The organism is Hymenobacter edaphi, from assembly GCF_003258365.1.
Classification (GTDB): Bacteria; Bacteroidota; Bacteroidia; order Cytophagales; family Hymenobacteraceae; genus Solirubrum; species Solirubrum edaphi.
In genome coordinates, this window is record NZ_QHKM01000019.1 from 1 (window position 1) to 10,193 (window position 10,193).

The 10,193-nt window shown below is 53.6% G+C and carries 6 protein-coding genes; 3 read left to right on the forward strand and 3 right to left on the reverse strand.

The genetic code is table 11. The features are described from left to right. The 3 genes from DLM85_RS26385 to DLM85_RS25265 all read right to left on the reverse strand — a co-directional run. Positions 1 to 88 (reverse strand): transposase-like zinc-binding domain-containing protein (locus tag DLM85_RS26385; RefSeq protein ID WP_424321702.1); only part of this gene is annotated, 88 nt, incomplete at its 3' end. Between the two features lie 6 nt (positions 89 to 94). Continuing rightward, positions 95 to 3,964, reverse strand: a complete 3,870-nt coding sequence (locus DLM85_RS24555; RefSeq protein ID WP_111480838.1) for a DEAD/DEAH box helicase — start codon at positions 3,962 to 3,964, stop codon at positions 95 to 97. 74 nt (positions 3,965 to 4,038) lie between these two features. After that, positions 4,039 to 5,049, reverse strand: coding sequence for a phospholipase D family protein (locus DLM85_RS25265; RefSeq protein WP_133257268.1), 1,011 nt, complete (start codon positions 5,047 to 5,049; stop codon positions 4,039 to 4,041). Between the two features lie 353 nt (positions 5,050 to 5,402). On the opposite strand from DLM85_RS25265, the gene DLM85_RS24565 reads away from it, so the two are divergent. From DLM85_RS24565 to DLM85_RS25270, 3 genes are all read left to right on the forward strand, one after another. After that, a complete protein-coding gene (locus tag DLM85_RS24565; protein ID WP_111480840.1) occupies positions 5,403 to 7,847 on the forward strand; it encodes an AAA family ATPase in 2,445 nt (814 codons plus the stop codon). Beyond that, on the forward strand, positions 7,844 to 8,878 hold the full coding sequence (gene mcrC / locus DLM85_RS24570; protein ID WP_111480841.1) for a 5-methylcytosine-specific restriction endonuclease system specificity protein McrC: 1,035 nt from the start codon (positions 7,844 to 7,846) through the stop codon (positions 8,876 to 8,878). Before DLM85_RS24565 ends, mcrC begins: the two co-directional genes overlap by 4 nt. Before the next feature lie 256 nt (positions 8,879 to 9,134). Next, entirely contained in the window at positions 9,135 to 10,097 is a 963-nt protein-coding gene (locus tag DLM85_RS25270) for a hypothetical protein (RefSeq protein ID WP_133257269.1), read from the forward strand. Positions 10,098 to 10,193: the final 96 nt, after the last annotated feature.

Genomic DNA, 10,193 nt, shown 5'->3' on the forward strand with positions numbered 1-10,193 from the left:
AGGCCGGACAGAAATAGCGTTGCTTGCCGTTGCGGGCCAAGCCGTGTTTGCGCAACTTCGACGAGGTGCAATGAGGGCAGGTTTCCATACCCGCTTATACGGCTAACACCCCACTTGGGCCACTACCCTTGTTACCGTTGTGGTAAACAATGTTGCGCGGGCCAAACTCGCGCAGCGCAATGAAGCGCGGGCGGGATATGAACTCGCCGTCGAAATCACCCTTGGGCAAGAAGGTCCGGATGGGCAAACGGGTGAAGTTGTAACCCGGCAAGAAGCCCTCGGCAGCTAGGTAGCGGAAGGGATAAAACTCAGAAGACGCGCTGCGGTTGCGGCCCAGATCATTGCGCAACAGGTCGCGCTGCTTGGTAGCTTGTCGCTCGAGACGGAAGGCCCGCTTGCGCTCGGGCGTTCCGTCGAGGTAAATATTCTTGCTAATGATCTGCTGGGCATCGTGCAGCTGTGTCTGTGCAGCCCGGTATAGGCGGCGCCACCGATCTAGTGCTCGATCTAAGACAGCTGGAACCTGCTCAATGTGCAGGTCAATCCAAGTTAGGTTGTACTTGGGCTGCGCTTCTTTGGGCAAGCGGAGAACTATCTCCTGGAAAGCGGCTCGCACTTTGGCTTTAACAGCCGCAGTGGCTTGCAGGCCTTGCTGCACAGCCACTTTGATGGGCAAGTCGGGGTGCTCTACGTCGATAACATCAGTAAGCGACTCCTCGAACGGCCCAGCCCCTACCTCGGCTAAGTAGATGGCATTCAAATGGGATATGAGGAGCTCTTCCTGTGTCAGGTCGAGACGCGGGGGCGCGACTTGGCCGGCCACCATCTCCGTTTTATGCTCAAAGTAGTGACGGTCGTGCGGAGAGTAGTACGAACAGTAGGTCACAACCAAGGCAGCTTGTCCGCTCCGGCCAGCCCGCCCACTACGCTGAGTGTAATTGGCAGGGTTGGGCGGCACGTTACGCATGTGCACCACGTTCAGCGAGGAGATGTCAATACCCAGTTCCATGGTAGGCGAGCAGTACAAGGCACTGATTTCGCCTTCACGGAACTTGTCTTCGCGTTCTTGGCGCAGGTCGGTTCCCAACTGGCCGGTATGCTCACTGCCAATCAGGCTTTTTTGCTCATTGAAGTCAGTCTGGTACAGCTCGCGGAAGAAGTTGCTGGGTTTCGGCGCCTCCGTATTCTTGTAGCTATAGGACCGAATTTCATCACGGCGTATTGGCTGTCCATCAGCTTTCAGCCATAGCATCTGATCAGCTCGGAGCTGGTAAACGTAGATGTTGCCATCAGCATCCGCGCCCACTTTGGTAGCGAATAGCCAGCCCGCAGCGCAGAAGGTGTCGAGCAACTTCCGCATCAATTGATTGTAGGCATTGGACTTCATGTCAATGCCCAAATTTTTCTCTTTTACAATGCGGTAGAGGTAGCGTCCAACGCCACTTTGCCGCCCCACACTTACCGTAAAAATTCGTCCGGTGACCTGCTGGGGAGTGATGCTGACATACGCCGGGTCCGGCATATCGTCCTTTTCGATGCGGTATGGGTCCTTCAGCTTCTCGCGGATATTGGTACCCTTACTCCGCATAGCGTCGGGTGTAAGGTATTCCTGGCTGTAAAGCGCGTACGAGCTGCGGAAGTAGTCAAGCAGCTGCCGGGCTACGGCCACACGTTCAGCAGCAGAAAGCTGATCGAACAAAGGAGTATTTGACCACCCGTTATCGTCAGCACAGATTTCTTCAATGGAGCAGTAGTCCACCTTGAGTAGACCACATTGCTCCAGATTGGGCATGATTACCCGCCACGACCGACGCAAGTCGTATAGCGCACGATACATCAGGAAATCTTTCAAAGCCTCCTGATGAGCCCTGATTTGGGCAGCAAACGTGAGCGTGATGGTTGAATTCACATACGCTTGCGACGGAAGATTCAACGCCTTGAAAATGGCGTCGGGCAATTGGCTATACTCTAAGCCGGTGCCAGCTGCTTGCTCAACCGCACGATAGATGCCGGCTCGCAGTTGGGCTACTTGGATAAAATCGTTAAAGTGCCCGGACTGAAGGGCAGCATCTTGGCGGTTATCAGTAAAGCTGAGTAGTTTCTGCTCTTTAGGGCTTTCTACCGCCGAAGCCAGGTGCTTCAGTACCGCGTACGAAAGCACCGTCGTGGAAGTGCTGCGCCCTTCGCTACCCAACGTAGTCAGCTTGGTTCCCTCGTTTGTCTTAGGATCGAAGAAGGTACCGCTGGTGGGATCAAACAGGAGTCGAGCCGACATGAACCACCCCTCCAGAGGCAAACCTGGAGCTGGGTAGAGGGAATATTGTTTTTGCTCGTTGAAATACAGTTTTTGAGGGATTCGATCTTGGTATTTCTTGGCTACTGATATAGTGCCGTCTTTCCGCCGGTTTAGCCAAGCATCGGGTAGCTCTTGTAAGTCGTTCTCAGGGTCCCATATTTCGTCGCCCTGGATTAGGTAACCTGCTACCGCGGTGGTATCACCAGATGGAGTCTGACGGAATTCTCGGGGCTCCAATTCGCCTTGTTCTGGCCGAAGGGTAACGCAGATAAACTCGTGCCCAGAATTTCGGCTGAACACTACTGGGTAGATAGTCTTGACCGTGTTGGAGGCAGGGTCGCGACGACTTACCCCTGGCTCGAGGGTAATAATGCGGTCGGGGCCTGGGGTGAGGCTGACATAAACTGAACCAGTCTGCGAGACAAATTGGTGTAGCTTGAATGGCAGGTAAGTACCACGCTCACCGCGTTTGCGGCGGTCAGCATTTACCTGATTAATCCAATCTAGCAGCTTAGGAAGCCGATCTGCGCACAAGCTTTCCTCAGCTTGCGAATCAGCGGTTAGCTGTTGCACGATAGCCTTTAGCGTTAGGGGCTTGTTCCGTACCCAAACCTCTTCCTGCTGAGTCAATGCTATTCTCCTCTCCAACCAGGTGGCAAGCGGGTGGTTGAGAAGGGATTGTTCATCTGCACTGCTGTCAATAGAGTTTACAACAGCATTGTACAATTCACTCTGATCAAGCACATGGGTCTGGCTGCCAAGCGAGGGCACTAGCTTCTCCATGATGACGTCATCAGCAGTATAGCCCTCCTTGGTACCAAAAATCTGATTGGCTACGCGTGCTACCTCTTGTCGCTGATTGGTGAGCGTACCGCCCGAAACCATAGTAGCCGAAGTGCCAATGCATATCAACTCTTCGTGGGTGTGCGCGTGCAGGCGGCGAATTAGCAGAGATACGTCGGCTCCTTGGCGGCCCCGATATGTGTGCAGCTCGTCAAATACCAGAAACCGTAAGCTTTGGTATAGCGTTTCGCGCATCTGTTGCTCCTGCGACCTGGTAAGAAGCAGTTCCAACATCATGTAGTTGGTCAACAGTATGCTGGGCTGCTCGGTCCGAATACGCTGTTTTTCCGCATCACTTTCCTGCCCGGTGTACTGAGCAAACGAGATGGGAAATGGAGTTTGGGTCTGCTGCTCGTACTGCTGGGCATAGCGCTTAATTTCCTCGTGCTGCGAGTTGATCAGCGCATTCATCGGATAAACGATGATGGCGCGTACGCCCGGCTTTGTGGCAGGGTTCTTTAACAAGTCATTGAAAATCGTTGCCATGTAGGTCAACGATTTGCCCGAGCCGGTACCCGAGGTCACGATGAACCCTTTGCCTTCGCTCCCCCGGCGAATAGCTTCTACTTGGTGTTCGTACAGGTTATACCCAAGGAACACCTTGCCCATATCCTGATGCAAAACACCAGCTTGGCACAAGGAAGCAATGGATTGCCCAGGCTTGAATGCTGGGTTGAACTGAATTAACGGGTCGGGCCACAGCTTGTTGGACGCAAGCTCTTCTACTACTTTGTCCCGGATGTCCTTGTCCCGAATGTTTATAAAGCCATTGATATAACTCTGGTATTCATCAACAACTTGCTTGTGAATAGAGAATACGTCCATTGTAAATTGCGAAAGAAGTTTGGAGCTGAGAGGTGATGCTTGCTGGTGGCCATTCAATGCGCATTGCGCATATGTCAGTCTGTTAATATTGGGGCTCGTTTGCTGGTTCTGCCGTGGGACGGGCGACCGGACAGATGACAGAAGCGCTCAGGGTAGTCCTCGTTTTCAAACTCGGCCCAGCGACGGTAAGCATCGTAGCAGAAGGGGCGGTTGGGATTGAATGGTATGACGACACCTGTGCGAATGCAGTAACCATCAGCCGGAGTGGCACGGTAGTACTCGCGTTTCGACCGGGGCTCCAATTCTGAATTCCGGTGGGTATTATTCCCACGAGTATCCGATGTTCTAGTTGTAGAAGTGGGACGAGTTGGAGTGGCTACCGTGAGGCTCTGGGCTTCGACTTCGGCTCGACTGGGCCGAACCTGGGCCAGCGTTTGTGAAAACTCTATTTCCTTGGGAAACTGTGCTAGACGGCGGGACTCGTAAGGACGATTATGCAGTAAAGCATCTAAAGCGTTAAACACTACTGTCGGCTCTAGGTAGTCTTTCCCGCCAAGCAGCTTAGAAACCATGCCAGTGCGCTGCTTATATGTAGGGCGCTTGGCAAAGACGACATCATGGTTGAAGGCAACCTGAACGGCATATTCGAATGCCTGATTGTCAACGCTCTTGCGGTTGACAGAGTCCAGGAGTTTCTCCATCAGCGGGATAGTCTCGCTGTACACTCCGAACTCGATGTTGTTGCGGAAGGAGTAATCGTAAAGGTTAATGGAAGTGACGACGCCCTTACTTTCGTTAGCGTAGTACTTGGCGTGCAGGTTGGGCACGTAGACCAACGTGATTCGAGGGAACTTAGTAAAGTACTCGAGGTCTGCCAGACTTACGCTACGGGTGATGTTTCCTTCGTTTTTACCGAAGACGACCAGAATCTCCAAGTCTGGATTGTGTGCATGCTTGTCGAGGATGTTTCGGAAGTAATCATCAAGCTTGATGTAAGGTGACATCAGCAGTAGCTGGCGTTTGGCTTGAAAAAGGATGTCACAAACAACCTCTTCCAGCTCTTTTCCGGTAACGAAGCGAGACATGGTAGAATAAAGGATTGCCGCTGTAGGCAAAGCAGGAAATAAGACGCTTTTGGCGCATATGGTCACAAGCGGGTAGCCAATTTAGAGGAATTTAGCTGCGATAAGCAAACTTATGTAGCAAGAGGCTACTTAACCCTTCACAGTAGAAAGCCGCTCGATCAACATGCGTGGAATGCTTCTGCAGGAGCTCCAGTAGCTGCACATTAAAAGCTAGCGGTAGGACACACGTTAGGTAGGACGTTTTTAGATAAGCTGTTCAGGTAGGAACGCTTCACTGAAGGTTTGGCTGTTGTTGGTTGGTTTGCGACTTTCACAGCTGTTTAGTCAACTGCTGCCGGGGTATATCCTCCTTTATGAGTCAATATCTTCCCACTCAAGTGGCCGTGTACCGCCACTTGCTCACGCGCCACGCGCAAGATCCTTCGTTCCGGTTCTCACTCCGTCGCTCCTTCAGCAAGAAGCCCGATGCGGTGCAAGGGCTGTTTATTGGGACTGAAACATCCGGCTACTTTGCTTTCACGCTGTGGCACATTCCGGTAGGTTTTCCCGGCTCGGCAATGGAGCTGATCAGCTATGTAGTAAAAGTACAGTCCGATGGTAGTTACCGCTTGAAAGTGGAGGTATTACTTCCCCGCAACGCGCCTCCGCCCGACGCGCCCGGCTGGCACCCGAACACGCTACCGGGGCGTGGCCTGGTGGCGGAGCTGCAACAACAGTCTTGGCCAGAAATCGTGCAGTGGCATGCAGCGCCGGAGACCAACAAAATGTTCCAGCTCACTTGGTGGGCCTCCATGCACATTCCCGATCTGCCGGCTCTGCTGCCGGCTTTCGACGCTATGCTGGATGCTACCATACCGAGCATGGATGCGGCTATTGCCGCCCATGCGGCTCGTACGCCCGGTTGGATAGCGCACCGCTACACGGCAGCTCAGTTTGATAAGATGCGCGATGGGGTGGAGTCGCGCTGCGCCGACATACTAGCGGGCAAGTTTCCGGAACCGAAACCGCGTCCCCGCTCCTACTGGACCACCCAGGTGGAAGCACACCCCGAGAGTTGGACGCAGTTTCAGCAACAAGGGCTCGTCCGTCCTTTGTTTAACCACCCTTCAGCGGTTTCGTCGGACGACAACAACGAAGAAACCAAGCAACTGGCGCAGGCTCAGGCGGGGGATGTAGTGGTCGTCACCCATGGGCCGCGCAAGGTGCTGGGTGTAGGTATGGTCAGGGGACAATTCTCGCAAGACGCCGGACAGCCAACCTACTCCTGCCCGGTGGAGTGGTTACTGACTACATCCGTGGAGCTAATAGGTACTCCTTTCAATACCGGTAACGCTGCTTGGAACCGAACCAAGCAATGGGACGCCATTAAAGCGGCCTACGCGGCCAGCACACCGGAACTGCTGAATCCGCTCCTGGTGCGCTTTCCTGGTCTTTTCGATGCCCCGCAGAAGATAGATGAACGTGACGGTGAGCGCGACGAGCCGGAGGAGGAAGTAGGGTATTGGTGGCTCAATATCAACCCTTCATACTGGAAAGTTGACGCTTTCGAGATGGGCCAAGAGCAGGTTTGGACCACCCACAACGAGAAAGGAAACAAGCGCAACGTTTATAAGTACTTCCAACAGGTTCAGCCGGGTGACTTGGTAGTGGGCTACGAAACCAGTCCGGCCAAACGCATCAAGGTTATCCTGGAAATTACGGAGGGCGCGCACCTCAATGAAGATGAGCGGGAAATCATTTCCTTCCGGGTGCGGGAGTTCGTGCGGGAGGAGCTGACGCGTGAGCAACTGCTGCAAATGCCGGAGCTGCAGGCGTGCGAGCCGCTTACCGGAGGCCAGGGCAGCTTGTATAAGCTGACGGGTACCGAATACCAAGCCATAGTGGATCGGGCCCGGCGCATTGTGGCACCCGCGCTGCCCTCTTACTCCCTTGCCGATGCCGAGGCAGACTTATTCCTGACCACTCAGCAAATTGAGCATCTGAAGGTGGCACTGCGGCGGAAGAAGAACCTAATTGTGCAGGGGCCTCCTGGCGTCGGTAAAACGTACGTGGCCCGTCGTTTGGCGTGGCTGCAGATGGGCGAGCAGGACAACAGCCGCGTGCAGCTGGTGCAGTTTCACCAGAGCTACAGCTACGAAGACTTCATTCGTGGTTGGCGCCCGACCGAGAAAGGCGGCTTTGAGTTGGCTAACGGAGTCTTCGTAGACTTTGTGCGGAAAGCCCAGCACGATCAGGCACGTGATTATTTCTTCATCATTGACGAAATCAACCGTGGCAACCTGAGTAAAATCTTTGGCGAGCTGCTGATGCTGTTGGAGGCAGATAAGCGGAGCGAGCAGTACGCTATGCCTCTCACCTACCGCAAGGAAGGTGAAGCCCAGTTCTATCTGCCGCCTAACCTCTACCTCATCGGCACCATGAACACCGCCGACCGCAGCCTGGCACTGGTCGACTACGCCCTGCGGCGGCGCTTCACCTTTGTTGACTTGGTGCCCATGCTTGGCGAGAAGCTGGTGCAGCACCTCACGACTACGGGCGTGCCCAGGGCGCTTGCCACGGAGGTGGTGAGCCGGGTAGAAGCGCTTAACGTCATCATCAAGAATGACAGAAACCTGGGTGGTGGCTTCCTTATCGGGCACAGCTATTTCTGCACGCCGCCCAACGGGGAAGGGCCGGAGGGCTGGTGGTCGGCCATCGTGGAGCACGACATAGCGCCGCTGCTACGCGAGTATTGGTTCGACGCCGAGGAGCGGGCTGAAAAAGCCATCAGAGAACTGCAAGGCACGGCAGCTGAATGAGTATTCCGGTTCAGAACCTGTACCACCTGCTCACCTATGCCTGGGACCAGCTGAAGGAAGCAGAGGCCGTCGCCGTGGCGGCCGAGCCCGCCGACACCCTGCTTGACTTGCTGGCCCGGGTGTTGGTGCAGGGAACTACTCATGTGCTTAAGCGTGGGCTGGCCCGCGACTATGTGCCCGAGACTGAGCTGACGGGCCGGGTACGTGGCAAGCTCCTGCTTAGCGACTCCATTCGCCAGCAAACGTTGCCCACCGCCCGCGCCTGGTGCTCGTTTGACGAGCTAAGCCATGACGTACCCATCAACCGCTTGCTAAAGGCGACGCTTCATCAACTGCTTACCGCAGCGCAGCTGGACGATAAGCTGCGTCGGGAAGTGCGTGCGCTTTACATCCGCCTAGCCGATGTGAGCCTGATATCGGTGCGCGACGTACGGGTTTTTGACCAAGTCTTACTGCACCGCCACAATGCCCATTACCGTCTGCTACTGAGCATTTGTCGACTGGTGCACGAGGAAGCATTACTTACCCAGGAAACAGGAAAGTATTTGTTTAGCGACTTCACCGGTAATGAGAAGCGCATGGCTGCCCTGTTTGAGCGGTTTGTGCGCAACTTCTACCGCCTCCGGCAGCAACACTTTTCTGTAAAGGCTGAAAAGCTTGACTGGCATCTCACCCCCGACAGCAGCGCAGCCAAGGCCTTGCTACCTGGCATGCAAACCGACGTTTCGCTTACAGCCGCCGACCGGAAAATCATTATCGACTGCAAGTACTACCAAGAGGCGCTGAAGAAGCATTACGATAAAGAAAAGCTGATTTCTGGTCATCTCTACCAGCTTTATGCATATGTGCAACATGCTCGCTGCCAGCAGGCTACACGGCCCGTGCGGGGCATGCTCCTGTACCCAGTCACGCACCAGCCTCTACGTCTGCAGTACCAGCTGACTGGCACGTTGGCCTCGCTGGAAGTGGCGACGTTGGACTTGGGCCAACACTGGACCAAGGTTGAAAAGGATTTATTATCACTGCTATAGCCCAACGTGCTTTCAGCTGAAGAGTTTGCACCGACTTACAGCAAATCGCAGAATTATAACCGTCATTCAAACTTTATCTGTAATCTACATACAATGACAAAGTCACTTGAACTGAACGGTTACAACAACTGCGTAGCCACCGTGCTTTTTGCAGGTTCTACTCCCTTTGTCAACACCTAAGTAGTTGAGTCGAGTCGCTTATGAATTTAACAATGAATCAACCTAAGTTCTCCCTTATTGTATTCTCACTGTTTGCATGAAGAAAGCTACACCTATTACTACCAAAGAGTTTAGCAAGCTTGCCGCGGCAATTAATATTTCGAACGAGTTAAACGGTCGTAAACAGAACACTCTGTCTTCTTTGCCAGCGAATATATCGCAGTTGCCTGCTGTTTCTACGCCACTCCCAACAGCCGCAAAGCCCGTAGCAACTACCAATAAGGCAACGAAAGCCAAAGCGCCAAAAGCTAGTACTACTACGACTCGAAAAACAGCTATTGGACAGGACAGGAAACAGAGTGGTGGTATTAACCGGCCGACCGCACCTAATCATAGTTCTCTGACGACGCATAAGCCGCGCATCAGTCAGAAGCAGCAGGTAAAGGCGCGTATACTTGCTCTAGCTCATTTGCTTGGCTGTTCTCCAAACGTGCTAGCTGAGTATCTGAGCACGGTCTTTACGCGTCAGTTCACGCCCACTACTCTGTTGCACCAAGTAGAGCTAAAGGCGTTACTCACCCGTTTTGGGAAGTCCGGCCGACTTAGAAATGTGGAGATAGTTGATGCTATCAATTTGCCTTCCACTAGACGCACTAGCGGTAATAACATGCTCTTGCTCTTCGAGAAAAATATATTTGAGCAGGTTCAGCAAACGTTGGTTTATAGCCGCATGCGTGTGGAAAGCCATTTTACCGACGAGCAGGCCATAATCATCTGTAGCAAGATGGCCGACAGCTATGCCCGTTCCCTAGTGGTTTACTACAGGCAGCTATCAGATACGGAGTCCATTCAGGCCAGTATTTACCGCTACCAACTGCACTACTTGGCTGAAAAAGCGCGGCGTCATTACGGAGGTCACATTCTGACATTTCTCTATCAGCTCCGCTCCTTGAAGTTCAGTAACCGCCAGGCATACACCTTACAACCTGATAAGGATCTAACCAGCATAGACGCCGACTTTCCTGCCTTAGAGCGTGTTGGGGAATTGCTGTTGGGGTAAAAGAAAACGAGCCAGTAAGTTGCGCCGGGAGTTCCTAGGCTCTCGGTCGCATTATGGTTGACGGCTATCAACCCCTCACTGACTCGCAGTGGCAAG